Source organism: Allomuricauda sp. NFXS6 (genome assembly GCF_040148835.1).
Lineage (GTDB): Bacteria > Bacteroidota > Bacteroidia > Flavobacteriales > Flavobacteriaceae > Flagellimonas.
The window spans coordinates 373,047-399,271 of record NZ_JAGEMG010000001.1 but is presented as its reverse complement, the minus strand read 5'-3'; the positions used below and the strand labels follow the sequence as shown (position 1 = coordinate 399,271).

General features: G+C 42.0%; 18 protein-coding genes and 1 CRISPR repeat array. Of the genes, 12 read left to right on the top strand and 6 right to left on the bottom strand.

Features of this window, described 5'->3' with window-relative positions:
• The first annotated feature begins 523 nt into the window (after positions 1–523).
• Genes cas9 through cas2 form a run of 3 tightly spaced genes read left to right on the top strand, consistent with a single transcriptional unit; the run spans position 524 to position 6,270 of the window.
• The gene (gene cas9 / locus J4E06_RS01770; protein ID WP_349522331.1) at positions 524–4,984 is read left to right on the top strand and encodes a type II CRISPR RNA-guided endonuclease Cas9; all 4,461 of its coding nucleotides are present in this window, start codon (positions 524–526) and stop codon (positions 4,982–4,984) included.
• 4 nt (positions 4,985–4,988) lie between these two features.
• Positions 4,989–5,909, top strand: coding sequence for a type II CRISPR-associated endonuclease Cas1 (gene cas1 / locus J4E06_RS01765; RefSeq protein ID WP_349522330.1), 921 nt, complete (start codon positions 4,989–4,991; stop codon positions 5,907–5,909).
• 16 nt (positions 5,910–5,925) lie between these two features.
• On the top strand, positions 5,926–6,270 hold the full coding sequence (cas2, locus tag J4E06_RS01760; protein WP_349522329.1) for a CRISPR-associated endonuclease Cas2: 345 nt from the start codon (positions 5,926–5,928) through the stop codon (positions 6,268–6,270).
• 108 nt (positions 6,271–6,378) lie between these two features.
• Positions 6,379–8,551: direct repeats of the CRISPR family, unit length 46 nt; unit sequence CCTGTGAATCATCCTTAAAATTAAAGAACTGAAAGCAATTCACAAC.
• A gap of 63 nt (positions 8,552–8,614) precedes the next feature.
• Here cas2 and J4E06_RS01755 read toward each other — a convergent pair.
• Both J4E06_RS01755 and J4E06_RS01750 read right to left on the bottom strand, forming a co-directional pair.
• Positions 8,615–9,853 carry an exodeoxyribonuclease X C-terminal domain-containing protein gene (locus tag J4E06_RS01755; protein WP_349522328.1) on the bottom strand — a complete coding sequence of 413 codons (1,239 nt, stop codon included), beginning with the start codon at positions 9,851–9,853 and terminating at the stop codon, positions 8,615–8,617.
• Between the two features lie 301 nt (positions 9,854–10,154).
• Positions 10,155–10,586: a hypothetical protein gene (locus J4E06_RS01750; protein ID WP_349522327.1), complete on the bottom strand. Its 432-nt coding sequence runs from the start codon at positions 10,584–10,586 to the stop codon at positions 10,155–10,157.
• Positions 10,587–11,376: 790 nt separating this feature from the next.
• Here J4E06_RS01750 and J4E06_RS01745 point away from each other — a divergent pair.
• From J4E06_RS01745 to J4E06_RS01735, 3 genes are all read left to right on the top strand, one after another.
• Positions 11,377–14,346 carry a SusC/RagA family TonB-linked outer membrane protein gene (locus tag J4E06_RS01745; protein WP_349522326.1) on the top strand — a complete coding sequence of 990 codons (2,970 nt, stop codon included), beginning with the start codon at positions 11,377–11,379 and terminating at the stop codon, positions 14,344–14,346.
• A 17-nt stretch (positions 14,347–14,363) separates the two neighbouring features.
• The gene (locus J4E06_RS01740) at positions 14,364–15,770 is read left to right on the top strand and encodes a RagB/SusD family nutrient uptake outer membrane protein (protein ID WP_349522325.1); all 1,407 of its coding nucleotides are present in this window, start codon (positions 14,364–14,366) and stop codon (positions 15,768–15,770) included.
• 85 nt (positions 15,771–15,855) lie between these two features.
• Entirely contained in the window at positions 15,856–18,147 is a 2,292-nt protein-coding gene (locus J4E06_RS01735) for a zinc-dependent metalloprotease (RefSeq protein ID WP_349522324.1), read from the top strand.
• A gap of 126 nt (positions 18,148–18,273) precedes the next feature.
• Here J4E06_RS01735 and J4E06_RS01730 read toward each other — a convergent pair whose 3' ends face one another.
• Together J4E06_RS01730 and J4E06_RS01725 are read right to left on the bottom strand one after the other, a co-directional pair.
• Positions 18,274–18,510, bottom strand: coding sequence for a DUF6520 family protein (locus J4E06_RS01730; protein ID WP_349522323.1), 237 nt, complete (start codon positions 18,508–18,510; stop codon positions 18,274–18,276).
• A 71-nt stretch (positions 18,511–18,581) separates the two neighbouring features.
• The gene (locus J4E06_RS01725; protein ID WP_349522322.1) at positions 18,582–19,022 is read right to left on the bottom strand and encodes a MauE/DoxX family redox-associated membrane protein; all 441 of its coding nucleotides are present in this window, start codon (positions 19,020–19,022) and stop codon (positions 18,582–18,584) included.
• 480 nt (positions 19,023–19,502) lie between these two features.
• On the opposite strand from J4E06_RS01725, the gene J4E06_RS01720 reads away from it, so the two are divergent.
• Positions 19,503–20,315, top strand: coding sequence for an RteC domain-containing protein (locus J4E06_RS01720; RefSeq protein ID WP_349522321.1), 813 nt, complete (start codon positions 19,503–19,505; stop codon positions 20,313–20,315).
• 57 nt (positions 20,316–20,372) lie between these two features.
• On the opposite strand, the gene J4E06_RS01715 is transcribed toward J4E06_RS01720, so the two are convergent.
• Positions 20,373–21,152, bottom strand: a complete 780-nt coding sequence (locus J4E06_RS01715; protein ID WP_349522320.1) for a helix-turn-helix domain-containing protein — start codon at positions 21,150–21,152, stop codon at positions 20,373–20,375.
• Between the two features lie 260 nt (positions 21,153–21,412).
• Between J4E06_RS01715 and J4E06_RS01710 the strand changes: the two genes are divergently transcribed.
• From J4E06_RS01710 to J4E06_RS01695, 4 genes are all read left to right on the top strand, one after another.
• A complete protein-coding gene (locus tag J4E06_RS01710; protein ID WP_349522319.1) occupies positions 21,413–21,700 on the top strand; it encodes a helix-turn-helix domain-containing protein in 288 nt (95 codons plus the stop codon).
• Positions 21,697–22,824: a hypothetical protein gene (locus tag J4E06_RS01705; RefSeq protein ID WP_349522318.1), complete on the top strand. Its 1,128-nt coding sequence runs from the start codon at positions 21,697–21,699 to the stop codon at positions 22,822–22,824. Before J4E06_RS01710 ends, J4E06_RS01705 begins: the two co-directional genes overlap by 4 nt.
• A gap of 610 nt (positions 22,825–23,434) precedes the next feature.
• Entirely contained in the window at positions 23,435–24,646 is a 1,212-nt protein-coding gene (locus J4E06_RS01700; RefSeq protein ID WP_349522317.1) for a hypothetical protein, read from the top strand.
• Between the two features lie 303 nt (positions 24,647–24,949).
• Positions 24,950–25,084 carry a hypothetical protein gene (locus tag J4E06_RS01695; RefSeq protein WP_349522316.1) on the top strand — a complete coding sequence of 45 codons (135 nt, stop codon included), beginning with the start codon at positions 24,950–24,952 and terminating at the stop codon, positions 25,082–25,084.
• Positions 25,085–25,114: 30 nt separating this feature from the next.
• On the opposite strand, the gene J4E06_RS01690 is transcribed toward J4E06_RS01695, so the two are convergent.
• Positions 25,115–25,750 carry an N-acetylmuramoyl-L-alanine amidase family protein gene (locus J4E06_RS01690; protein ID WP_349522315.1) on the bottom strand — a complete coding sequence of 212 codons (636 nt, stop codon included), beginning with the start codon at positions 25,748–25,750 and terminating at the stop codon, positions 25,115–25,117.
• Positions 25,751–25,934: 184 nt separating this feature from the next.
• Here J4E06_RS01690 and J4E06_RS01685 point away from each other — a divergent pair, with 184 nt between their 5' ends.
• Positions 25,935–26,219: a hypothetical protein gene (locus J4E06_RS01685; RefSeq protein WP_349522314.1), complete on the top strand. Its 285-nt coding sequence runs from the start codon at positions 25,935–25,937 to the stop codon at positions 26,217–26,219.
• Positions 26,220–26,225: the final 6 nt, after the last annotated feature.

Sequence of the window (26,225 nt, the reverse complement as noted above, 5' to 3'; positions counted from 1 at the left end):
GTTCATTGCCACACCACGCTGTCTTTATCAGCCGTCCGTGCCCCCATCACCCGCAAGGTGCTGGCCCATTCTTGACCGCGGTGTGGCAACTATATAGTAAATATATGGAAAATGTAGAACCTATCTAAGCTAAGGTTTTGGGTTATACAATTCCCTCTTACGCTATCTATGGCAACGGCCTAAAGGGGAAATTAAGACTGTGCTACTCCAAGAATCTTAATAAAATTTAAATTCCTAAATTTAAAAAATCACCTGTGTAAGAGATATGGCCAATGTGATAAATTCCCACCCCCAGTAAAAACAAGCAGAGAGTACTTCGGTAATACCCTTGTGTAACATTCAAGCAAAAAAAAGCGACATAAGATTAAACTAATGCCGCTTTAAATGTTTTCACAACGGAATAATCCTTATTGTGAATTGCTTTCAGTTTTGCTAAAATAGTAAAATTTAAAAATGGATTTTACAGAAAAACGTAATAAATAGAAAGAAAATCATTTTAAATTGTTTATATAAAAACTTAACCATGAAAAAAATTTTGGGACTGGACTTAGGAACAAACTCCATTGGGTGGGCACTTATTAAAAATAACTTTAATAAGAAAGAAGGGGAAATCGAGGATTTAGGAGTTCGGATTATTCCAATGAGTGCAGATGTTTTAGGGAAATTTGATGCAGGTCAATCAATATCACAAACAGCTGAAAGAACAGGTTATCGTGGAGTAAGACGCTTGTATCAACGAGATAATTTACGAAGAGAACGTTTACATCGCGTGTTGAATATACTTGGCTTTTTACCAGAACATTATGCACAACAAATCGATTTTGAAAAACGCTTAGGTCAATTTAAAGAAGGGAAAGAAGTAAAACTAAATTATAGACCCAATGCGGATGGTAAATACGAGTTTATTTTTAAACCTTCCTTTAATGAAATGCTTGAGCAGTTTAAAGTAGCTCAACCCGACTTGTTTTATGTAAAGTCTAACGGAAATGAAACAAAGGTTCCTTACGATTGGACACTCTATTATTTACGTAAAAAAGCACTATCACAACCTTTAACAAAACAAGAATTAGCTTGGGTAATTTTAAATTTCAACCAAAAACGAGGGTATTATCAGTTAAGAGGCGAAGAAATTGATGATGAAAAGGACAAGCAATTTGTTCAACTAAAAGTAAAAGAAGTTATTGACTCCGGGGAAGCTGTTAAAGGAAAACCATTATTTGATGTGATTTTTGAAAATGGTTGGAAGTATGACAAACAAATAGTAAAAACCGAAGACTGGATTAGTAGGACAAAAGAATTTATTGTTACTACTAAAATGTTGAAAAATGGGGATATTAAAAGAACTTATAAAGCCGTAGATTCTGAAAAAGATTGGGCCGCCATAAAAGCTAAAACGGAACAAGACATAGAACGCTCAAACAAAACGGTTGGTGAATTCATTTATGAAACCTTACTTGAAAAACCAACACAAAAAATAAGAGGTAAGCTTGTAAAAACTATTGAGCGTAAGTATTATAAAGATGAATTAAAAAAAATACTAAGCAAACAAATAGAACTTCAGCCTGAACTGTTTTCAAATAAGCTTTATAAGGCTTGTATTAAAGAATTGTACCCACGAAATGAAGCACACCAAAATGCTATAAAAAACCGTGACTTTCTGTATTTATTGATTGACGATATTATTTTTTACCAGCGTCCTCTCAAAAGTCAAAAATCCAATATTTCGGGCTGTCAATTAGAACAGCGTGTGTACAATAAAACGAATAAAGAAACCGGTAAAAAAGAAATAGTTAGGCAAGCGATAAAAGCCATTCCAAAATCACATCCATTATTTCAAGAATTTAGAATTTGGCAATGGTTGCAAAACTTAAAAATATATGATAAAGTAGATACCAATAAAGGTGAATTGATAGATGTAACCAAACAACTATTGAAAAATGATGGTGATTGGGTAGCCTTATTCGACTTTTTACAAAGCAAAAGAGAACTTGAACAAAAGCAGCTTATAAAGTATTTTATTGATAAAAAACGTATCGAAAAGTCAAAAAAAGACCATTACCGATGGAATTATGTGGAAGATAAAAAATATCCTTTTGCAGAAACCAGAGCGCAATTTATTTCTCGTTTAACAAAAGTGGAAGGAATTGATGATGTCGACACCTTTTTAGACGAAAAAACACAACTCGGCACTAAGAGTAATAGCTCTTTTGTAACCAGAATTGAGCAATTATGGCATATTATTTATTCAGTTTCAGATATCAATGAATATAAATCTGCTTTAGTAAAATTTGCTCTAAAACACCATTTGGATGAAGGATCTTTTGTCAATAGTTTTATCAAATTCCCACCATTTAAAAGCGATTATGGCGGCTACTCTAAAAAAGCCTTAAACAAATTGCTGCCTTTAATGCGTAAAGGTAAATATTGGAACGAAAATGACATTTCAGATAAAGTAAAACAACGTGTTTCGGAAATTATGGAACGTGTTAATGCGCTTCACTTAAAAGACGATTACAACGCTAAACAATTGGCAGAAGCTTTAGCGAATGTTAGTGATGATGATGTAAAAAAACAAGTTATAAAAAGTTTTGTTCCATTTAAAGATAAAAATCCTTTAATAGGTTTGAATACATACCAAGCGACTTATTTGGTTTATGGTAGACATTCGGAAATTGGAGATATCCAAAATTGGAAAACACCTGAGGATATTGATACCTATCTAGATAATTTCAAGCAACATTCGCTACGCAATCCTATTGTAGAGCAAGCGGTTACCGAAACCTTGCGTGTTGTAAGAGACATTTGGAAACACTACGGCAAAAGCCAACCTGGTTTTTTCAATGAAATTCACGTTGAGCTAGGTCGTGAAATGAAAAACCCGGCAAGTAAAAGGGAACAAATTTCAAAACGAAATACCGAAAACGAAAATACCAATCTTCGGATCAGAGAAGTATTAAAGGACCTGATGAATGACGATTCTATTGAAGCTGATGTACGAGATTATTCACCAAGTCAACAAGATTTATTAAAAATCTATGAAGAAGGTATATATCAAAACCCAAAAGCAGATTATTCAAAAGTTAGCGAAGATGAAATAGCCAAAATTAGACGCAGCAACAGTCCAACACTAAAGGAAATACAGCGTTATCGTTTATGGCTGGAGCAAGGGTATATTTCACCTTATACAGGCAAGCCCATTCCTTTGTCAAAATTATTTACACACGAATATCAAATAGAACATATTATTCCACAATCTCGCTATTTTGATAACTCATTGAGTAATAAAATTATTTGTGAAAGTGCTGTAAATGAAGATAAAGACAATAAAACGGCATTTGAATATTTAAGCGCAAAGGGCGGAAACGTTATCAATGGGCATAAATTATTAGGTCTTGCAGAATATGAAGCCCACGTTAACCAATACTTTAAAAATAACCGCCAAAAACTGAAAAACCTTTTGAGTGAAGATATCCCAGAAGGTTTTATCAACAGGCAAATGAACGATAGTCGATATATCAGTAAACTAGTTAAGGCTTTGTTGAGCAATATTGTACGTGAAGAAGGAGAGCAAGAAGCAACTTCTAAAAATTTAATTCCCGTAACAGGTTCAGTAACCTCAAAACTGAAAAACGATTGGGGGTTAAATGATAAATGGAACGAACTCATCTTACCGCGATTTGAACGTTTGAACCAATTAACACAAACCAACGATTTTACCGCAATCAATACCAGCGGTAATATCATACCAACTGTACCCGATGAATTGCTAAAAGGCTTTAGTAAAAAGCGTATAGACCATCGTCACCACGCATTAGACGCTTTGGTTGTGGCCTGTTGTACGCGTAATCATAGTCATTACTTGAGTGCTTTAAATACAGAAAAGAAAAATTATGGATTAAGAGATAAGTTATTGATTAAAAACGAACAAGGCGATTATACCAAAGCTTTTCAAATGCCCTGGCAAGGCTTTACAGGCGAAGCTAAAAATCAACTAGAAAAAACAGTGATTAGTTATAAGCAAAACTTACGTGTTATCAATAAAGCCAACAACAAATTTTGGTCCTACAAAGATGAAAATGGCAATTTGAATTTAGACAAAAGTGGTAAACCTATTAAAAAGTTACGCAAGCAAACAAAAGGTGATAATTGGGCAATACGTAAGGCAATGCATAAAGAAACCGTTTCTGGAAAATATAATATTGAAACGCCTAAAGGAAAAATAGCGACAGCTGTAAGAGGCTCTTTGGCAGACATTAAAAATGAAAAACACTTAGCTAAAATAACTGACCCACAAATAAGAGAAGTGATATTGCCTAATCATTTAAAAAACTATGTAGATGAAAAGGGCAAAATTAAATATGATGTAGCCTTTAGTGATGAAGGAATCGAGGATTTAAACAGTAATATTGTCGCTTTGAACAATGGTAAAAAGCACCAACCTATTTATAAAGTCAAATTTTTTGAAGTGGGGAGTAAATTTTCCATATCTGAAAATGAAAACTCCGCTAAAAACAAGAAATATGTAGAAGCCGCAAAAGGCACCAACCTCTTTTTTGCGGTTTACTGGGATGAAAAAAAACAAAAAAGAAATTACGAAACCGTACCGTTAAATGAAGTGATTGAACACCAAAAACAAGTAGCACATTTACCAAAAAATGAACGTTTACCTATTCAACCTAAACCCAAAAAAGGTAAATTTTTATTTGTACTATCTCCCAATGACTTGGTGTATGTACCTACAGAAGAAGAGTTAGAAAACTTGGATGCTATCGATTTTAAGTATTTAACTACTGAACAAAATAATAGAATTTATAAAGTTGTAAGTTTTACTAAGACCAGATTATATGTTATTCCATTTAGTGTAGCAAAAGCAATCTATAATAAAGTTGAATATACACAACTTAACAAAACCGAATTTACTGAAGAGAAAAATCTAGTAGTAAAACTAAAAGTAAATCGACTAGGAAATATTACCATAGCATAGAAGTATGATAAAACGTACGCTCTTTTTTAGCAATCCTGCTTATTTAAGTACCAAAAACGAACAGTTGGTGGTCAACTTTCCTGATGAAGGTAAAAAGGAAGCGACCATTCCCATTGAAGATTTGGGGTATGTAGTTTTGGAAGATTCACAAATCACAATCACAAATGGATTGTTAATGAAATTGGTGCAAAACAAAACAGCTGTTATCACCTGTGACAAACAACACCTGCCTTGTTCTTTTTTCCAGCCTTTGGTAGGTCATAGCGAGCAGACAGAGCGTATGCGCCACCAACTTAATGCCAGCCTACCCTTAAAAAAACAATTATGGCAGCAAACGGTTACCGCCAAAATAGAGAACCAGGCCAATCATTTTTTGGCAAGGGGCAAAAATGCACTCCGGTTAAAGCGGTATGCAAAGGATGTAAAAACAGGGGACTGGAATAATCAGGAAGCATTAGCGGCAGCCTTTTATTTTCAAAACCTGTTCGAACTGGAAGGTTTTAGCCGTAACCAAAAAGGTGTGCCACCCAATAATTTGTTGAACTATGGTTATGCCATCTTAAGGGCTGTTGCGGCAAGGGCATTGGTAAGCAGTGGTCTATTGCCCTCATTGGGAATCTTTCATCACAACAAGTACAATGCCTTTTGTTTGGCGGACGATGTTATGGAGCCCTATCGTCCTTTTGTGGATACCTTGGTCTATGATATTGTCCAAACAGGATGTTCACTTGAAGATTTAAACCAAAATATAAAGGCCCACCTGCTAACTATTCCTGCCATGGATGTTCTCATCGATGAAAAGCAAAGTCCGTTAATGAATGCCATGAGCCGAACCACAGCCAGTCTAGTCGAATGTTTTGAAGGGAGTAGGCGAAAGATACTTTATCCAGAGTTTAAAACCTCTTTGGAAACATTAGTCAATTAAAGTTAAATGTAGAATCATGGAATCATATTTGACTCGTCTTAACCAATACCGTTGTATGTGGGTACTTGTATTTTTTGATTTGCCAACTGAAACGTTCACGGAACGCAAGCATGCGACCAAATTCCGTAAAGACCTTTTGAACGATGGCTTTGGCATGTTCCAATTTAGCATTTATAGTAGATTCTGCCCCAGCAGGGAAAATGCCGCAGTTCATATAAAGCGCACAAAAAGGGCATTGCCAAAAAAAGGGAAGGTGTGCATTATGCAGATAACGGACAAACAGTTTGGCATGATGGAACTGTTTCATGGGCAAAAAGAGGTGCCACCAGAGCCACCTAGCCAACAACTTGAGTTGTTTTAGCAATCAAATTGCATAGTTGAGCGCATTCGACACCCAGTAAAGTATTAATAAAAACACACTTCTAATACTTATGTAAAAAACAGGATACCAGCCTATTACGGAAAGTACCCTGTGAATCATCCTTAAAATTAAAGAACTGAAAGCAATTCACAACAGGTACTCCATGCTCATCTGCACAAGGAAGCCTGTGAATCATCCTTAAAATTAAAGAACTGAAAGCAATTCACAACGAAGAAGGGATACTTGCTCATGCGGTTCCTCCTGTGAATCATCCTTAAAATTAAAGAACTGAAAGCAATTCACAACGAAGGCTTTGTTCTGGTTTATTCTTGGAGCCCTGTGAATCATCCTTAAAATTAAAGAACTGAAAGCAATTCACAACACCAATACCCGTTGAGAACAAGCTCCTCCACCTGTGAATCATCCTTAAAATTAAAGAACTGAAAGCAATTCACAACAGCAATTCGGGCTGGAACCATCATCCGATACCTGTGAATCATCCTTAAAATTAAAGAACTGAAAGCAATTCACAACTGGATACTCCCCATTTTCAAAGAAGAAAAACCTGTGAATCATCCTTAAAATTAAAGAACTGAAAGCAATTCACAACTGGTCGTACCGAAAGGCACGCAGCTGGGAACCTGTGAATCATCCTTAAAATTAAAGAACTGAAAGCAATTCACAACGCCCTCCATATCGTTTTCATACTTCCCGGACCTGTGAATCATCCTTAAAATTAAAGAACTGAAAGCAATTCACAACAACATCCCTGTTGACATCTTTTATCTCGGTCCTGTGAATCATCCTTAAAATTAAAGAACTGAAAGCAATTCACAACATGATAATTCTTCTGTTACTTTTTTCATCGCCTGTGAATCATCCTTAAAATTAAAGAACTGAAAGCAATTCACAACACCGTATATGTTTGCCAGCTACTTGTTATTCCTGTGAATCATCCTTAAAATTAAAGAACTGAAAGCAATTCACAACCCCAGAGGATAAAAAGAAATTGGAAAGTCGCCTGTGAATCATCCTTAAAATTAAAGAACTGAAAGCAATTCACAACGTTCTATCCCTGCGTCCTGTTTTATCCGTACCTGTGAATCATCCTTAAAATTAAAGAACTGAAAGCAATTCACAACAGGACAGACAGTTTGTCCTTGGCTTTAGCGCCTGTGAATCATCCTTAAAATTAAAGAACTGAAAGCAATTCACAACAAGGTAAAGCAGGAGTAGTGCCTGCAAATACCTGTGAATCATCCTTAAAATTAAAGAACTGAAAGCAATTCACAACAGAGCATACGATACACTTTTTTTCTGCTTTCCTGTGAATCATCCTTAAAATTAAGGAACTGAAAGCAATTCACAACCAACGTAAGTTCTTGGGCATCGGTAATAGGCCTGTGAATCATCCTTAAAATTAAAGAACTGAAAGCAATTCACAACAGTTTTGAGCATGGTATTGGATTATCTTTTCCTGTGAATCATCCTTAAAATTAAAGAACTGAAAGCAATTCACAACTAGATTCTACTTCTGCTTTCCTCAATCCTGCCTGTGAATCATCCTTAAAATTAAAGAACTGAAAGCAATTCACAACAGGGATTGGAAAAGAACAAACGAAATGTACCCTGTGAATCATCCTTAAAATTAAAGAACTGAAAGCAATTCACAACATAGTCGAGGGTGAGTTTGATGCATTGGCACCTGTGAATCATCCTTAAAATTAAAGAACTGAAAGCAATTCACAACCATAGGAAGAATCATTCTCGCACATTCTCTCCTGTGAATCATCCTTAAAATTAAAGAACTGAAAGCAATTCACAACAGGTACACAGTTAGCACCAATACAATTTGCCTGTGAATCATCCTTAAAATTAAAGAACTGAAAGCAATTCACAACACCGAAGGAAACGATGCTGCTGGAATAGATCCTGTGAATCATCCTTAAAATTAAAGAACTGAAAGCAATTCACAACGTATCGAGTACAACAGTGAAGGTATCTGTTCCTGTGAATCATCCTTAAAATTAAAGAACTGAAAGCAATTCACAACAATGTTGATTGCAAAATAAGGTGTTGTTGTCCTGTGAATCATCCTTAAAATTAAAGAACTGAAAGCAATTCACAACCTGTCTAGCGTCAAAAGTGAACCTAAACCTCCTGTGAATCATCCTTAAAATTAAAGAACTGAAAGCAATTCACAACTGGTTGAAAATTATAGGGAGGGGCACTCCTCCTGTGAATCATCCTTAAAATTAAAGAACTGAAAACAATTCACAACGGCTTTTGATATTGAATTAAATGCCGGTAAACTTTTTCCAATCTAAAGACTAACCAATCATGCCTAATCAGTATTCCAGAAAGCCACTTCAGCTTCGTCGCCAGGACCAAATAAATCTATCCATGGGTTTTCAGAAGTATTATGTGCAGGATTGTTCCTTCCGTCATAATCCCAGTCTGCCATGGCTAGGTCCAATTCGTCATACTGATGTACATAACTTGCGCTCTGTAAATAATCCTCCTTTGGTGGTCTTCGATAAAAGTCATTTTCACCAATACCGTAATTAAAACTCCATTCTTTAACCATATCTAACTTCACAAAGTTTTCTTTAAGAGATGGCATAAAAAGCCTATTCGACCGTATTTTCGGATGTAAAAAAATCAGTTCATTTAACGAAAAATGGGAAACATGAATGACACACCATAACAAGTATTCAGGGTCCTCTTCAAGAATGCTCGATATCACTCTATTCTTGTATTTCCCCCAATTAAATTTAAATGGCATATGATAAACCATTAACTTTCTAATGTTTTGTTCTTCTTGGGATAGTTCTTCATTACTATTGATTTTCTTTAAAATCCTTTCTTTTTCAAACTTGTATTGTTCATACCTTTTTTGATTGGGTCCTACTATTTTTTTAATAATTTTAAAATATTCATTTTTTAATTGCTTAAGATCATTCTTCTTTTGAACCTTCCTTTTTTGGTAAAGGTCGATTATATGTTCAAAATAAAACTTTGCTTTATCATAATACCCGAACTCAAACTCGTGTTGGTATAACTCACCTATTGTTTTGCATGCTTTTGGCTTATATAAGTTTTCATTTTTAATAAAGTATGATGTGACATGTTTAACATCTATGTTCGAAACGTTCTCTTTAATATACTTATTTATCACTTTTCCATCACTACAACTTATTACCAATTCTCTTTCAGTTTTTGATTTATCATTTTGCATCCTGTCTCCAAAAGGTATGGTTAAACTTCCACTATACCAGTACGCAAAAACCTCTCCATAACTATGTGGAAAAACATCATTTAATTTCAATAAACCTGTATTAACTATCTTTTTCCCTGATATCTCATTTAATGTACTATTGTGATATATATTTTTAATATCAATTAAATACAGTTTTTCTTCGAATATTTGCCAGGTACCTTGATAACCTCGCCCAATATTTTTTGCAATGGTCTTGGGTTTACTTTTTTCATCAGGCCAATACTCATTTAAAGGTGTTTCAAGGATTTCAAATTTCTTATCGCCTAAAACAATTTGTTCATAAGGGTATGGTGCTAATTCCATCAATAATTCTTTAATGAATTCCTATAAAATTAAGTGTTTTGAATGAAGTAAACTGTATAGAGTAGTACAATAGATGAAACAAAATAATTACTAATAAGGTATTAAAATCATTACAACGTCTGTATATGTTTGAAGGACTTTTTAGCAATTCTAACTAAATAGAATCATACTATCGTGTGCAGAAGGGTAAATAGGGGAAGAGATCAAGAGTTATATCAGTTTTGAGTAAAACCTGTCCTAAAGATGGGAGTCTCTACATAACAACTATTACAATAATAATGTAAGTTAAAAACTACGGAATTTAATTTTGCAATATTTTTACGTATGGCTTTCCAGAATCAACCCACTCTGAAATTTCATTTTCGGTTAATTGTTTTTGTGAGATTTCTACGTATTTTCTGTTAAGTCCACCATTTTTTCCTATGGTATGTTTATTGGAGTAATTTTTTCTTTCCTCAAACACTATTTTAATTAAATCATGTTTTGGGGGGTCTTTGGGTAGTAAGTCACAATATGAGTTTAAGCCCAGTGCAATGGCGACTCTTCCCAATAACCGGATATTATATTTGGCATGTTCTTTTGGGTTTTCAATCTTTCCAAGGTAACCCTCAGATACACCAATTTTATGAGCCAAAGTAACCTGGTCTAAATACGGGTCAGACTTAATTCTAAGCTCAATTACCTTATTAATAATAAAGTAATCTAAGTATGATATGACAATTTCAAATCTCATTGACGTTTCTGCGACTCAATGAAGTGATTTGACAAAAACATCACACATACATATATGGATGTAATAATATTTGTTTATATTAGTCATGTATTAATTAATTTTGCGATTCTTCGTTTAGAACATATTTGAAGCTATCGCTTAGAGTCTCACGTTAGAAAACTGGTAATTTTTGCAACGAGATGATAAGCAGATTAGCTCACGACCCGGGCGTGAGCTCACTTATCGTTGCACGGTATACCAGTACCTCTGACGTGGTAAGTTGAGTTTTCACGCCCAACTTTTTCTTAGCGTTTGGTTTCTTTGGTTCTTTCGGGGCATCGCCCAACCATTTGGGTTATGGGAAACATTTGGCAACTTTTTTTTGTAGGGTTTACACCGTGTTATTGTCCCGTTTTTGGGGCATCGCACTCGGTGTTCGATATCCTGTTCAGTAAAAAGCCGAAGAACCCCGTATAACCTTTTTTGGTTTTTGATTGTGGGAACACGTTACCCTATTCCGGTTCACGATATCCTTTAGTCCCACAATTCACGTACACTTTGAGGGCTGCCGGCCCAATCACGAAACCATGTTTTTTTGGTTTAGGAATCCTATTTCCGAGAGCTTTTGCTCTTTGGGCAGGATGGCCTTTGTCCGAACCTTGATGTCCTTGTTGGAAGTTACGGCTTTTCCGTGACTTATGGGGCAGTGTATAGAACAACTAACGCTTTAATTAAAAGAACTCAATTTATGCAATATTCAATAATATGCATGCACAGGGGAACCCTGCTTGTGCTCCTATATGTCTTTCTAATGCCCCTTTGTACATTTAATGTCCAAGCGGGCAATTTCTTGGAACCACCGCAGGCCACCGTTTCCGGCACCGTGACCGATACGTCTGGGAATCCCCTGGCCGGGGTGAACCTTGTGGTGGAATCCAAGAATATCGGGACCATGTCCGATCTGGACGGTTCCTTTACCATTACTGTCGGCCCTTCCGATGTCCTGGTCTTTTCCATGGTGGGTTTCAAGAGTCTTTCCGTGCCCATTGCGGGTAGGGAAGAGGTTCTTGTGACCATGGAAGAGGATGTGACGGTATTGGGCGAAGTGGTGCTCAATGCCGGCTATTATTCGGTCTCGGAGCGGGAGCGCACCGGGAACATTGCCACGGTCAAGGCAGCTGTAATCGATAAACAGCCCGTGGGCAACGCCTTGGCGGCCATGCAAGGCCAAATGTCCGGGGTCAACATCGTCCAGAATACCGGTGTGCCCGGAGGTGGATTTTCCGTGGAGGTACGGGGACAGAACTTTATCAATGGAGTCACCGATCCCCTCTATATTGTGGATGGGGTGCCCTTTGGTTCCCAGTCCTTGGGTTCCGAGGATGTGTCACGGTTTATCCTCGGCAGTGATATCAGCCCTCTGAATGCCATAAATCCCAACGATATCGAGAGTATCGAAGTGCTCAAGGATGCCGATGCCACGGCCATCTATGGATCACGTGGGGCCAATGGAGTGGTGCTGATCACCACTAAAAAGGGGAGGGCCGGAAAAACGCGCTTTGATGCCCATCTGAGCACTACCTTTGGAAGGGTCTCCAACTTTGTGGACCTGATGAACACGGAGCAGTATCTGGAAGTACGCCGTGAAGGGGTCATCAACGATGGATTCGAGGCCGCGCTCGAGAACCCCGTTTTCGATAGCTTTTGGCCCGATATTACCCTGTGGGACAACAACCGTTACACCGATTGGCAACAGGTGCTCATCGGAGGAACAGCCTACCGGAACAATGCCCAATTATCCGTATCCGGAGGGAGTGCCCAAACCCAATTTTTGGTCAGTGGGGCCCACTTGGACGAAACCACGGTATTTCCCGGGGATTCCAAGTATAATAGGGCCACGGTCCATAGCAACATTAACCATCGCTCCAGCAATGAGCGGTTCAAATTGAACCTCTCCACCAGCTATACCCATGAGGATAACCTAGTGCCCAGTATCGATCTTTCTTCTCAAGCGTATACCCTGGCGCCCAATGCCCCCGCCCTCTATGATGAGGAAGGCAATTTGAATTGGGAGAACAATACTTGGAACAATCCTTTGGCTTCCTTGGAGGAAAAGGTAGGGGTGAAGAGCAGTACCGTGCTGGCCAATGCCATGCTCTCCTATGAGCTGTGGGAGGGTCTTGAGCTGCGCAGTAGTCTCGGCTATACGGATTATCGCTTGGATTCCTACCGGACCCTGCCCAGTTCGGCCCGTAACCCAAGGTTCAATTTTACGCCACAAAACTATTCCAGCCTGACCAACAATCAGTCCCAAAGGACCTCGTGGATCGTGGAGCCCCAATTACAATGGAAACAACAGTGGGATGTACTTTCCATGGATGTGCTGGTGGGTACGACCTTCCAACAGGAGACCACCGAGCAACTTGTCCTTCGTGGACGGGGATTTCCCACCAATGCCCTGATCAACAATATGGCAGCGGCCGATGAGGTGGAGGCCCGTGGGAGCACCGATAGCGATTATCGGTACAATGCCGTCTTTGGGAGGGTCAACCTCCAATTGTTGGACCGGTATATCCTGAACCTGACGGGTCGTAGGGACGGCTCGTCCCGATTTGGGCCCGGTAGGCAGTTCGGAAACTTTGGCGCGGTGGGACTGGCCTGGATCTTTTCCAAAGAGAAGCTGTTTCCGGAGAGTGCTTTTTTGAGCTTCGGGAAACTGCGGGGCAGTTATGGGACTACAGGCAGCGATAATATTGGTGACTATCAGTTTTTGGATACCTATACGGTTGTTGGCGAGGATTATGCCGGGGTGTCCGTCTTAAGTCCCACGGGAATTTTCAATCCGGCCTTTGGTTGGGAAGCGAACAATAAACTGGAAGCTGGACTTGAACTGGGCTTCTTTAAGAGTCGGATATCTCTCAATGCCGCTTGGTACCGGAACCGTTCCTCCAATCAGTTGGTGGGAGTGCCCTTGGCGGCCACAACGGGCTTTTCGGAACTGACAGGGAATTTCGATGCGACCGTGGAGAACTCCGGCCTGGAGCTGGACCTGCGTTCCATCAATCTGTCAAAGGGCCGTTTTAAATGGTCGACGACCTTGAACCTGACCGTACCCCGGAGCAAATTGGTGCGTTTTGATGGCTTGGAGACCTCCACCTTCGCCAATCAATATGTCATCGGGGAGCCCTTGTCCATTGTGAAGCTCTACCGTTCCTTGGGGGTCGACCCCGAAACAGGACAATACGAAATAGAGGATTTCAATGGGGACGGGGCCATCACCAGTAACGAGGACCGACAATTTATTGCGGACCTGGCCCCTAGTTTTTATGGGGGAATGGGCAATACGCTCAGTTGGGGGAACCTGACCTTTGATGTGTTCTTCCAGTTCAAAAAACAAGAGGGGTTCAACAATTTTCAGAACGATGCCGTACCGGGCTTTCCCAGAAATGCCAGTGTGGAGCTTCTCGACAGATGGCAGGAACCCGGAGATATGAAACCTGTTCAAGTGGCTTCCTCGGGATTGGCCTTTGGGGTGGGCAATGGCGACCTCCAGCGCAGTAGCGATGCTGTGGTTTCGGATGCTTCTTTTATCCGGGTCAGGAACATTTCCCTGAACTATAAAGTACCCATGTTGGACAAGGGACTTGACGTTCAGGTCTATTTGCAAGGCCAGAACCTATTCACCTTTACCCCTTATAAAGGACCTGATCCAGAACAGACCCTCAATAGCCGATTACCGCCGCTAAGACAATTGACCTTGGGATTAAAAGTGGGATTCTAATGCTAAATACAATGAATATGAAAACAAGACAAACCGATTTGATTATGAAATGGAACGCTTCGATTTTAAAATATTTCCTGCTGCTCCTTCCGATTTTGGGACTTTTGGGCTGTACGGATTTTGTGGAGGTCGATCCCCCAAAGAACGTATTGGTCTCAGAGACCGTGTTTGATGATCCGGCGACGGTGGAGTCTGCCTTGGCAGACCTTTATTTTAAGATGCGGGAGACGGGAATGGTCTCCGGAAATGTGGGCCTGACCACTCGAATGGCCCTCTACAGTGATGAACTGGACTATTATGGTTCCGATCCGCAATTGTTGGAATTCTACCAAAACCGGGTATTGCCCCCAAATACGGAACTACTTGGCTGGTGGAGCGAGGCCTATTCGGTCATTTATGGGGCCAATGCCATTTTGGAGGGACTGGAGGATGCTACTTTTACTATGGGAGAACAGCAAAAGTTTCGGGGACAGGCCTTGTTTGTCCGCGCCTTTATGCACAGCCTATTAGCGTCCGTTTTTGGCAATGTTCCCTATGTGACCTCGACGGATTATCGCGTGAACAATAAGGTGTCAAGACTATCCGAGGATTTGGTGTATGAAAATAGTATTGCCGACTTGTTGGAAGCCGTCGCGCTGATGGAGGATATTGCCATTGCCAACGGGGAACGAACCTTTATCGATCATTTTACCGCAAAAGCGCTCTTGGCACGCATGTATCTGTTGACCGAACAATGGGAGTTGGCGGCGGGTCAGGCCTCTGACCTTATTGCGACTTTTTCTCTGGAGGAAGACTTTGATAAAGTGTTCCTCAAGGAATCCGGGGAGACCATCTGGCAATTGCGCCATGGGCGCCTGCCGGGCAATACCCAAGAGGCCAATCGGTTGATCATCCCTTCCGTTCCTGGACAGACTTTTGCCATGACCGAAGGCTTGTTGTCCGCCTTTGAAACTGGGGACCTTCGAAGAACGGCATGGGTCGATAGCATATCGAATGCCGAAAATACCGTAACCTTCTTTTATCCCTATAAGTACAAGGCCCGATTTAATGTGACCGAATCCTTGGAATATGCCATTCAGTTCCGATTGGCGGAACAATACCTGATTCGGGCGGAAGCCTTGCTTGCCTTGGGAAATGAGGTGGGGGCACGGAGCGACCTCAATACGATCCGTAGTCGGGCAGGGCTGCCCAATAGCACGGCCAATACCGTGGACGAGCTTTTCTCGGCCATTCTGGCCGAACGTAGGATCGAGCTGTTTGCCGAGCAGGGACACCGTTGGTTCGATCTCAAGCGCAGCGGTAGGGCAACGGAAGTATTGGGGAGCGTAAAGCCCAATTGGAAAGAAACCGATGTGTTACTTCCAGTTCCTGAGAGCGAATTGGAAACCAACCCCAACCTATTGCCACAAAATCAAGGATATTAACTGGATGGGTATGTCCCCTGTGCCACTGACCTTTGAATGGGGTAGTACAGTGGCAGGGGAAGCCCATCCCATTAACAAAAGCACAATGAAATACATTTTATGGATATGGGCGCTTTGTTTGATGCCCTCACTGGGATGGTCCCAAAATACGAATTATACCGATAGTGGTGGATTGATTTCCACGGCAGCACCTTTTTTGGATGCTTCCTTGGAGGAGGGGAGGCTCTATATGGAGCTTCCCGTAACCAGCTTGGATGAGCCAATGCTCCTAACGCGTATCGGGCGATTGTCGCGGTATGATCAAAAACAGGTCGTTTTTCGAAAGTCAGGAAACCAGCTCGTTTTGGAGGAGACCAGGGTGTGGTCCGAAACAGGGATATGGATTGCCCTACAAAATGATCCTGATCTGGAACGGAATATTTTAGGGGTATTTCCGATTTTGAAAGAACCTGGGGAGGGATATCGTTTTGATATCACCGACATACTGTTCGATCGTTCCGTTGGTTGGGGAGCCATATCTTCCGATCCCATGGTCCCTGCCCTCAACAAGCTTATTGGGGTAAAATTGTTGGACGACGAACTGATGATCAAAATGCAATTGGGACATCAGAAGGAAAGTGCCAAAATTGTACAGCCCGTACATTATAGTTTTCTGAAATTGCCTGATCCTATGGAGCCCAGGAGGTTTGATTATCGGATGGGGTTTTGGAACGAGTCCATGACGACGGGACAACACCTGAACAACTATGTGGCAAGTATTGCCCGTTGGCGATTGGAGAAAAAACACAAGGATAGGAAAATCAGTGTGCCCATCAAGCCGATTACCTTTACGCTCTCCCCGGATATTCCGAAAAAATGGAGGCCCTATGTCAAGGCCGGTATCGAGGAGTGGTTGCCCGCCTTCGAAGCTGCAGGCTTCAAGGATGCTATTGTGGTCAAAGAAGTGGATTCCTTAGATCCATGGTCGGCCTATAGCCTGGGACATTCCATCGTACGTTGGTTTAGCGACGAGAACATCAGGTATTTTGGTGAAAAGCGTGGTGGTGGAACGGTCACCTATGTCATCGATCAGCGGTCAGGGGAACTGATCAAGACCGATGTGCTCTTGGGATCAGGCTATGAATATCGTATGGATGAGTATTTTATCCGATGTGCGGCCCTGGACAAAAGGGCACAGACCTATCCCTTTCCTGATGAACTGTTGGGGGAACTTATCCAATCCGTAACGGCCCATGAGACGGGACATGCCTTGGGCATCGAGGACAATAACTATGGGGAGAATCAGTATCCTGTCGAAAAAATGGGGGATGAAGCGTGGCTTCGGACCATGGGACACACCCCAAGTATCATGACCTATGCCCGGCATAATAATATGGCCCAGCCAGAGGATAACATACCTCCTTCGCTACTGATACAAAAAGTAGGGCCGACCGATGCCTATTACATCCGATGGGCCTATGAGACTTTTCCAGATGCGATGTCCAAAGAGCAACAGGCCGATAGTCTGGAGCGTATAATCCGTTTACAGGATACCATTCCATGGTACCGCTTGGCCAACCGCCATGGAGATACCATGGGGCCCGCTGTGACAGATCAGGTCGTGGAGGTCCGAGATCCGGTCCAGGGCGCGATATTGGGCCTAAAGAATTTGGAGCGCGCTATGGAACTATTGCCCAGTATCAACCGTAATAGAAAGGATTACTTACGTATCGAACGTATCCATGAAAGGGCCATTTCCCTATGGTACCATTTGGTGCGGCGCGTGTTTTCTATGGTCGGGGGCTATGAGATTTTTTATAAGTCCATGGAACAAGCTGGAAATATGTTCGATCCGATACCCTTGCGGACCCAACAGGAGGGCTTGGATTATCTGTTGCAACAGGTCTTTGACCCGCCCATGTGGTTGGCCTATCCGACATTCAAAACCCATATCAGGGTAACGACACATCCCGATCCTCTGCTCAGCAGGCAACAGATGTTGTTAAGGGAAATGCTCAAGTCAAGATTTATGAAACGGATGCAGCATATGGAAACTATCGATGGATATGAGGGAGTCCTAAAAAACTATTTGGAACAGTTACAGAATGCACTGTTTAGCGAGCTCAAAGGAAGGGAGGTATCCGTAGATCCCAGAAAACAAGGGCTACAGTTGAGCTATATTGATTGGATGATAAAAGCCATTGATAAGGAAGCAATTGATATCGATCCGCAACAACAATTGTTTGTGCATACCGATTATGCGAAAGGCTTGATGATGGAACAATTGATGCGATTGCAAAAGCAATTGGAGGATAAAATCAATGGTAAAAAAGATACGGTACTAAAGGGACATTGGGCCCATTGTTTAGCTAGTTTGGAGGAAGGAGTGGGTCCTTAATTTCAAGATATCATCATAGCGCAGAAGCTATGGTACACGATATAGCGAACCTGGTTTCGTTGTTTTTTGAGTTAGTAATAAAGGTGTCCCTCGGGACACCTTTATGTTGTTCAACAAGAGATAGGCCTAAAGCCTCTTAACCTTTGGATCGGTAAGTTCAGGATTATTATACACCTGATAAATCCCTTCAAAGCACAAATTCTCCCCGGAATTGGGACAATCTGTTTGGATTTGTTGAACTCCGGACGGAGTGCCAATATATCCTATATAGGAGCTATTGCTTTCCTCCGTGGCAAAGGCCAGGCCGACCGCCATTACAATGGCGAAGGCCGGTAAAACGATTTTTAAAAAACTTGTTTTCATTGTTTTATGAATTAAGTATGATGCCTACTCTGTTCAAGGTTTTCGGCTTCCCCTTACACTGCGCAGTAATTTTATCCATTGGATGTTTTATGCTGTTTTTTGTTAAGGACGATGGCAGTTAGGGCCAATACCATGCATATGGCATTGAAAACGATATGGTCGTCCCATCGTAATGCCGCAAGTACCCCGCCACAAGAACAGGGGATGTCATCGCTGAATTGCAAAACGGCAATTATATAGATCGTGAAAAGGGTCAATAGGATGCCACTGGCGTACAGGCCTATTATCCGTAATTTGGGAATCACCAATAGTCCGGCAATCACCAATTCCAATAAGGGTACACTCCAACTCAAAAGACTGGCATATGGCGCGATATAGGGCATACGGCCCAACCGCAGTTCAAAAAGTCCAAGGTTCAACAATTTGCTGCTGGCCGTGTAGACAAACAGCACAAGGAATAGGATGGAGATGGTACTTATGATGGTTTTCTTATGTATGGATACTGTTTTCATCGGTATTGGATAATGCGTGGTTTTTTGATGTGCTTATTGGGGCTTTCTGTTTTTATATGCCACTTACACACTAAACTAGGTAGGGAATCGGATGGATACAATGGCATAATTCGGGAATCGGATGTCAAAATCCGACAATTTGCAGCGTTTTTCCGGAAGCTATGTCGGACAAGGGGTATGGTAGGGGAGAGCGTTAGCCTATAGGTATGGCCTGTTTTTGGCATTGTGGGCTACTATTTATAAAATGCTTCCCTTGCTGTTGCCTTGGTTTTTAAGGTACTGCTGACCTTTGGTTTCGCTTGACCAGGGGATGTTATTGTTGGAATCGGACAGTTGGGTAAAATGCCTGCTTTTATAAAGTGCCGTCACTTATCTTTTGTAGCCTAGGCATTATGGGCCATATTGGATGGGTTCCCGATCGATTGTCCCAATATCCAAATCCGTGACACTTGCCTGCCGATGTACATAAATTTTTTGGATATGAACCATTCGTTGACATCTTCGGCCCTTGAGACCGAGATACAGGAAATTGAGGCCCATGTGCCCAACGTCATTGAGGCCGCCAAAAAAATTACTGACTTATGTCGCTCCCGGCTCTGGGAGCTCAGAGATCATGTGGTGCACAAGGGATTTGTGGACGAGGCGGAGGAAATCCATTTTTTTAAGCATACCAAACAAGTGCCCTTGGTGCATCTGATCTACTATTCGGAACTCCTGGATTTGGAGCTTAAAATCCCTGTATGCGGTAAAAAGGCCCGAAGGCAATGGATCAAGACAAAACGGAAGCTATGGTCCAGCTTTTTATCGGGGCATGCACAGTTCTGGAAGTATATACAATTGGGACATACCCATTGGGATCCGCAGTATTTTACCCGAAAGAAAAAGGATTCCCTCAAACCGGCGTATGCCCACCATATCGCCATGGACCCCATCTTTACGACCTCCCATGATATGCTCTTGGGGCAATTGCGTGCCTATCGGAGGGCCATTGGCTATCTTAGGGATAGACGGAATACACAGGGTTCTGGGACGTTCCGTCCAAGGCTCCAATGGTCCTCCACCAAGGCGGCCCTCACGGAATTGGTCTATGCCCTACACCATACCGGGGCCATCAATGGGGGAAAGGCCGAGGTGAAGGAAATTGCCCAGACCTTATCATCGGCGTTCCATTGTGAGCTTGGCGATTGTTACCGTACTTACACGGAGATCTGTGCCCGGAAAAAGGATAGGACCCGCTTCCTGGATGGGATGGCCTACACCCTTAAGGCCCATATGGACAAAGGGAACGTATAAGGTGTTTTGTGCATGGAAAAGTTTAATGGAAGGGGTGTCCAATCTACTTCATTGTTGTTAGCGATGTTTTTGGCGAACTTTCCGAAAGAACAGACCAGGGGTAAGCCCGATCTTGGATTTCATCGCCCTGGCAAAGACATCCACCGAACTGAAACCGAACCGTTCCGCCAGTTGGATGGTGGACTGGGTCGTCAGAATGTCCGGATGTTCCTTGATGTGGTTGATGGCATGGGTGATTCGAAGATCCCTCAGGTATTGTGAGAATGTTTGTCCCTTATAAACGTTGATGATCTTGGAGAGGTAGCTCGTATTGGTCCCGAGTAGCGTGGCTAAGGTGCCCAGACTGGTTCCCTGATCCATATATCCTTTTTGGCTTTCCCATTGGTCCAACGCCAAAAGGATTCGTTGCACGACTTCCGGTGCTATGTCCATGGGGATGATATTTGCATTGGGTACTTGGCTTATTGTGGGTTCCACACCTTCCTGAAGCACGATGTTCAGTCTGCTATGCATCTTTCGGTATTTGACATAGAAGAATGCCAATAAAGCTACCAGTAAGGTGGCGAGGACCAATTGAACCCTGATGGTTTCCTCCCGCTCCAAAATTTCCGCGGTAAGGGCCACCGTGTTGTGGTGGACTCCCGTCTTGCCCGAAACCGTGTCCGAGGCCAGCGTCCAATCGTATTTCGATGGAGAATCGGGATCGGTATTTTGCAGAACCGCCAACAGAAGGTTGGATGAATGGCATTGCAGCGGCGTGCGTTGCCCGTCCACTCCCTTGGAGGAAATGGATATGGGGGCCAGTGCCAATACTGTCAAAACGATTCCAAACCACATCTCTTTCTATTTGAACGAATGGTCACCTTGGTAAGTGGCCAGTGGACAACAAATGACCCTTATGGGGGATTATTTGAAGGGACGGGAACTTATTTTAAATATATAGTATGTGTTAAATACTACAATATAACAGCTATAAATCGTACAAATTATCGGATAAAGGGGGTATTTATGTTAAAGTTTGACCCAAGTTGGGCACAACTTGTGAATTTGTTTTTGGTCCAAAGCCCATCTTTGGGGAAACCGAAACACCTAAAGTCATGCCAGTAAACATTGTGACACAAGAGGACCTGGAAGAGTTCAGGGCATCCCTGCTGCAAGAGCTCAAGGATATCCTCTTGAAACATGACCGGATCACCCTCCACCGATGGATAAAATCCAATAGTGTCATGGAGAAATTGGAGATAAGCTCAGGTACACTGCAAAACCTACGGGTCAATGGCACGATACCCTATTCAAGGCTTGGGGGCATCATATACTACGATGAGGAGGAAATACACAAAATCCTTTCGGAAAACAAGAATTTCAGCCTAAACGACCGATCATGAAAATTGCCTTTTACAACCTACAGAACATCTTTTATCGTCCCATTGACCTGGTCCAGAGGTTCCGTGCTGAAAACAGGGCCCGGTGGGTGGCGGAATTTGAACGTTTATTGCTATTGCGGGAACGCTCCCAAAAGGATTTTGATCGGATGCGGGTGCTTTCCCGTTTTTTGGGTTTTGACCCCGCGGGTACCCCATCCCATTTTACGGTCAAGAACGTCATGGGGCAACTGCTCTTGTCAAGGGGGTTGGACTTGGATGGGCATAAGGCGAGCCATCTGACCGATTGGGAGGGATGGGCCATGGTCGATTCCATGCCAATCAATGAAAAGGCCATTGCGAACAAGGCCGAGGTCATCCAAACGGTAGACCCTGATATCCTGGTGGTCACCGAGGTCGAGAGCCGTGCTTCCCTGGTGGAATTCAATCGCCATTTTCTGGCCTGCACCGATAGTGCGCCCTATCGCGAAGTTGTTTTTATGGAAACCAACGACCCGCTCGGCAGGGGCATCGGATTCTTGGCCAAGGCCGGCGTCCAGCTGGTTTCGCTGGGTACACGGATCAATGAGCTTGACGCTGATGAAAACCCCACGTTTGATACCGACTTGCAGGAATATCGCCTTGGGATGGGCTCTGGTAAATTCCTGAATGTCCTTTGTACCCAATTTGTCAGTGGTGCCAGTGATGGTGAAACCTTTAAGAAACGCCAATGGCTGCAATCCAAACGCATTGCGGAACTCTTGGCCCAAAGAAAGAAGCATGCCGATCGGAGGACCATCCTCACCGGAACCCTTGATGCCCCCGCCTTCAGCAGTGCCATTGCTCCCCTGATCAAAGACAGTGGACTCACCGACATCACCCGTCATACCAGCTTTCGGGGAGATTTGGACAAAGGCCCGGATGCGGAATACCATAGCTTGGGTGCCTACAGAATGGGGGTGAACATCAAACAGCGGGATTACCTGATGTTATCCAAAGATCTGTTTGACATGGTTGAAACATGCGGCTTGGTCAGAAAGGGGATGTGGTACAACGAACGCCCACAATGGGATATGCTGGAAAGTGTCAAAAGTGAGCGGGATGCCGCCAGTGGGCACCCCTTGCTCTGGTGTCAAATCCCCATGTGATCAACCTGTATCGGAGCAAGCGTCTTGACACCACGGTAGGTGTTCGTAATGGTTATGGTCGTCATCGATTTCCAAAGCAGCATAGCTGCACGGTGGTTCCCTGGCCAGAAACTCTCGATATCCCTAGTATGACTCGGTTAAGGGAATACCGTGCTTGAGTGGCTCCGGAAGATTCCTAAGGGCCCTTTTTCCACCGCCAAACTGTACATCATCTGTATGGATGCTTCACATGTACTGAAAACTCATCTCTCCGGTCTTTGCTTCACGCCTATCTCCCGAACACTACAAAAACCGGACGGTCTGTGGGCGGTCAAGTTGTGCTAAGATATAGGGTATATACAAGCTTAAGTATTGTTCGATTTTTCTGTTCTTTTCCATTTTAAAAGTGTCTCTATGATTGTTGTTAAAATAGTACGTTTTTAGTTAACGTAATCACAGGGCAACTTAAAGATGCCGTTTTTCAGGTTCCTAAAAGAAATCATTTTAAAAAAGTAGTTTCCTTTTCATCCTAATTTCATATTATATGTTTATAAATTATATGTAATAAATACACTTAAAAACAAATCTTTTTTTTCTTAATTTCATTAAAACAAATCGCCACTATAATGAAATGAAAGAACAACTGGATAAAGTTGAAAGGGAGCTAATAGAGCAGGAGCATAGACCAATTAAATTGATTGCAAATTTCATTGACCGAAAAGAAAAGTGGCCTAATGATAAGGGAAAACAACGGTCAGCAGTTAAGGCAATACTTTGGAGGCTATTCTTTTCACCAGCAGTTATTGCTATTACAGGCGGTGGAATTGCTATTTGTAGTTTGATTGTTCTAATATGCCAGAATGATATTCTTATATCTCAAAACAAATTGATTAAAGATCAAAATGAATTTTTTAGAAAACAAATTCTGGGAGATGACATACGAGAAGCTAGAAGAAACTTATATTCTTTAGACCCTACCACAGACAAGAGTAGTTCCTTTATAACAGAATCATTGTTTGACTATATTGAATATTCGAGATTGCTCGATCCTTCCGATTCAATTAAAATCCTGACTTTAACAGGATTGAATCTTTCTAAATCTGATTTAAGTAATCAAGAGTTGCGCTATTTGGATTTTCAAGGCACCTTTCTTCCTCCCATTATAAAAAATACTGATTTTACCGGTACGACCATCCGACCTTTTATTTTGAATAGAAAAGAAGTCCCGAATCATAAAATCCCAAATATTCTTTTCGAAAACTGCGAAATGGTCGATGTTAAATTGGTTGGAAAAAGTAATTATCAAAGAATTGTGGTATTCTACAAAAGTAATCTAGATAATATGACTGTACCACAACCAGTTAAACATTTTTATCCTGGTGTTGTTCTTTTTTATGATTGTTACAATACAACAGCGGTAGAAAAAAAGGGACATAGAATCCTTAAATTAGACTCTTTAAAAACCAGGGCTGTTGAACTCTACGAATCTATAATTAAATCAGACGAGTTTTATCACCTCGAGATTGAATACTATAAAGAATTGATACTGGAAGAAAATGGTGATGCATCAATATTTGCTCAATTAATATCTCCTGCAGATTATTTAATAATGATTATTGATAATGGTTATCTCAACGATAAGATTGGAATTAATTATGCTGATTTCAAGATAACCAAGCGTTTAGTGAATTATGTAGAAAATGATTTTTTCAATCGCGACAGCGTGTTGAGGGACAAAAGATTATCTTTTGAGTTGGGAGATAAGCAACCAAGGGTGATTGATTCTTTGATTTCAATGGGGTTTCTCAAACCCTTCAGGGAATTCAGTGATATGATTAAATAATATATATTTCGATCAAATAACTAGAAGTGTAGATACCCCGACCTTTGGGACAGGTCTTATTGTTTCGTGTGGGACCTGCCTTTGAACCTGTTCCCGTGCACAGATCCCCTTTGCTTTAAGTCAATCTCGCTGGTTCCAGAACTTACCGATCACACCATAGCGACAATCCGAATCCTCATGGGTGCCTCAATCTTCTGCTCCTATTACGTTGTTTGTTGGTGTTGTGCATCACATTAAAGGCACGATCGAAGATTGGCCTTGGGCCGTATGGTAATTGTGCTGAAGTTCCATAAATATCAGACCATGGAAAGGACACCACCGGTGCTTCAAAGCCTTGGAATTTGGATGCCGCTCAATGTACGGCACCATTTCAAACCCTTGGCCATTGTTTTATACTATGCCACAGCGCCCTTCCCATCGCAGCCACAATTGTCCTGAGCAGGACAAATACACGAATGAACAGCGTTTTCACTCCAACAGCTTTTTGATTCCCGTTAAGACTGCCAATCCCAGGGCACTAATGTTTTCCTTCCGTTCCAAGTGCCGAGCTTCGTCCAAATGGGACAAAAAGCCCAGTTCCAAAAGTAGCGCTGGGCATACGGCCGTATTGTCGCGCAAAACCTGAAAGTTAGCCCGTTTCACACCACGGCCCCGATACCCCAATTTGGTTTTGAGATGGGTCTCCATGGCTTTGGCCATGGCCATATGGCCTTGGGGAAGGGGACTGTCGTGCAGGTAGATCTCCAATCCCGATGCCTTCGCATTGTTCGCATGGTTGCAGTGCAGGGAAATAAAAAGGTCCGGTTTCAGGGCTTTGGCCAGTCGGGTGCGATGGCTCAGTGAAATCAAGGTGTCCGCGTATCGGGTCAGATAGATGTCATAGCGATTGTCCAATAGGGTATTGTTGTACCGTAAAATGGCCTCGGCCAAATTCAGGGTCAGCTCTTTTTCGCTGAGCCCATTGATCCCAATGGCACCTGAATCGATCCCGCCATGTCCGGGATCCACAATAATCACCATTTTTTGTTCGGTATCCCCTTGTCCCGACGCATGCACGCAAGTGGCAAACAGTGCCCCTAAGAGGAAAGCTTTTCTCAATTCCATGTCATTCATTTGTTGGATGCATTGTGCAATCTGTAACTGTTTACTCGAATCCCTTGGGATTCATCAAAATTTAACGCTGCTGTCCGTTAATTTTTAGTGATTTAGGATCCTTTTTGTGAGTTCCCGATACTTTTCGAAAAAGTTTATTCATCAATAGGCCCATTTGGCCACAAAAACAGTCATCATGAAAAAAACAGTTCTATCCATTTGGACCATGCTTCTGGGCATGCCCGCTTTTGCACAGATCGGGGGCATCGAAGATTCGGTCAATGACATCTCCGATACCATCCGAACCATCTTTCCCCTCCTCCTAGGGGTCATCTTTTTGGTCGGCTTCCTCTTCAATGCAGGCCATTTCTTTGGGGAGAACGCAGACCTTAAAAAAGGCATCACACGCGTATTGGTGTTCGTGCTCATCGCAGGGGCCGTGGTCGGGATCTTCACCTATCTCATCGGAATCGTGGTCTGATCTTTT

Excerpts from the sequence above, each read along its gene's own strand:
- J4E06_RS01720 (WP_349522321.1), top strand. The coding sequence starts at position 19,503 with ATGAACCATTCGTTGACATCTTCGGCCCTTGAGACCGAGATACAGGAA.
- J4E06_RS01750 (WP_349522327.1), bottom strand. The coding sequence starts at position 10,586 with ATGAGATTTGAAATTGTCATATCATACTTAGATTACTTTATTATTAAT.
- J4E06_RS01700 (WP_349522317.1), top strand. The coding sequence starts at position 23,435 with ATGAAAGAACAACTGGATAAAGTTGAAAGGGAGCTAATAGAGCAGGAG.
- J4E06_RS01730 (WP_349522323.1), bottom strand. The coding sequence starts at position 18,510 with ATGAAAACAAGTTTTTTAAAAATCGTTTTACCGGCCTTCGCCATTGTA.
- cas2 (WP_349522329.1), top strand. The coding sequence starts at position 5,926 with ATGGAATCATATTTGACTCGTCTTAACCAATACCGTTGTATGTGGGTA.
- J4E06_RS01740 (WP_349522325.1), top strand. The coding sequence starts at position 14,364 with ATGAAAACAAGACAAACCGATTTGATTATGAAATGGAACGCTTCGATT.
- J4E06_RS01745 (WP_349522326.1), top strand. The coding sequence starts at position 11,377 with ATGCCCCTTTGTACATTTAATGTCCAAGCGGGCAATTTCTTGGAACCA.
- cas1 (WP_349522330.1), top strand. The coding sequence starts at position 4,989 with ATGATAAAACGTACGCTCTTTTTTAGCAATCCTGCTTATTTAAGTACC.
- J4E06_RS01715 (WP_349522320.1), bottom strand. The coding sequence starts at position 21,152 with ATGTGGTTTGGAATCGTTTTGACAGTATTGGCACTGGCCCCCATATCC.
- J4E06_RS01705 (WP_349522318.1), top strand. The coding sequence starts at position 21,697 with ATGAAAATTGCCTTTTACAACCTACAGAACATCTTTTATCGTCCCATT.
- J4E06_RS01725 (WP_349522322.1), bottom strand. The coding sequence starts at position 19,022 with ATGAAAACAGTATCCATACATAAGAAAACCATCATAAGTACCATCTCC.
- J4E06_RS01710 (WP_349522319.1), top strand. The coding sequence starts at position 21,413 with ATGCCAGTAAACATTGTGACACAAGAGGACCTGGAAGAGTTCAGGGCA.
- J4E06_RS01695 (WP_349522316.1), top strand. The coding sequence starts at position 24,950 with ATGGAAAGGACACCACCGGTGCTTCAAAGCCTTGGAATTTGGATGCCG.
- J4E06_RS01690 (WP_349522315.1), bottom strand. The coding sequence starts at position 25,750 with ATGGAATTGAGAAAAGCTTTCCTCTTAGGGGCACTGTTTGCCACTTGC.
- J4E06_RS01755 (WP_349522328.1), bottom strand. The coding sequence starts at position 9,853 with ATGGAATTAGCACCATACCCTTATGAACAAATTGTTTTAGGCGATAAG.
- J4E06_RS01735 (WP_349522324.1), top strand. The coding sequence starts at position 15,856 with ATGAAATACATTTTATGGATATGGGCGCTTTGTTTGATGCCCTCACTG.
- cas9 (WP_349522331.1), top strand. The coding sequence starts at position 524 with ATGAAAAAAATTTTGGGACTGGACTTAGGAACAAACTCCATTGGGTGG.
- J4E06_RS01685 (WP_349522314.1), top strand. The coding sequence starts at position 25,935 with ATGAAAAAAACAGTTCTATCCATTTGGACCATGCTTCTGGGCATGCCC.